This is a genomic window from Protofrankia sp. CiP1_Cm_nod3 (assembly GCF_982290655.1).
This window is the reverse complement of record NZ_CEVIVD010000178.1, coordinates 3,126-3,674: the sequence shown is the minus strand read 5'-3', so window position 1 is coordinate 3,674 and position 549 is coordinate 3,126. Positions and strand designations below refer to the sequence as shown.

The window sequence follows — 549 nt, the reverse complement described above, 5'->3', positions numbered from 1 at the left end:
TGTAGAGGCCGGCCATGATCGTCTTGCCGGCGCCGGGGTCGTCGGCGAGCAGGAAGCGCAGCGGGGTACGCGGGAGCAGCTCGCCGTACACCGCGCGGATCTGATGGGGGAGAGGCTGCACGTCACTCGTGGCGACGGCGAGCATCGGGTCGAACAGCCCGGCCAGCGAGATGCGCTGCGCCTCGGCCGCGAGCTTGAAGTCGCTGGCGTTGGCGTCGAAGGCGCGGCTGCCGGTCTGGGCGACGCTGAGCTTGTCCTGGTCCTTGCGGAAGACGACCTGCTGGCCGAGGCCGCCGGCGGTGGTCTTGTAGGTCAGTTCGAGCGCGTCGGAACCGTGCCATTGCGCGGCAATGACCGTGATGACCTCGGCGGGGATGAGCCCGTCGACGCGCAGCCCTGGCTTGAGCTCCTCCAGCAGCACGACCGACCTCCCCCTGATAAGACAGCCGGCCAACGCTACTGGAACGGTCCGACAGCCCGATGCGCCGCCTCCGGATCCCAGCCACCGACGCACTGGCGGACCGCGGCACCCGAACCCACCAGGCCTGC

1 protein-coding gene is annotated in these 549 nt (G+C 70.1%); it reads right to left on the bottom strand.

All coding sequences use genetic code 11. From position 1 onward, the window contains the following. The coding region (locus AC5LUJ_RS21750) for a DUF8742 domain-containing protein (protein WP_493465631.1) at positions 1 to 421 on the bottom strand (421 nt) is incomplete at its 3' end. Positions 422 to 549: the final 128 nt, after the last annotated feature.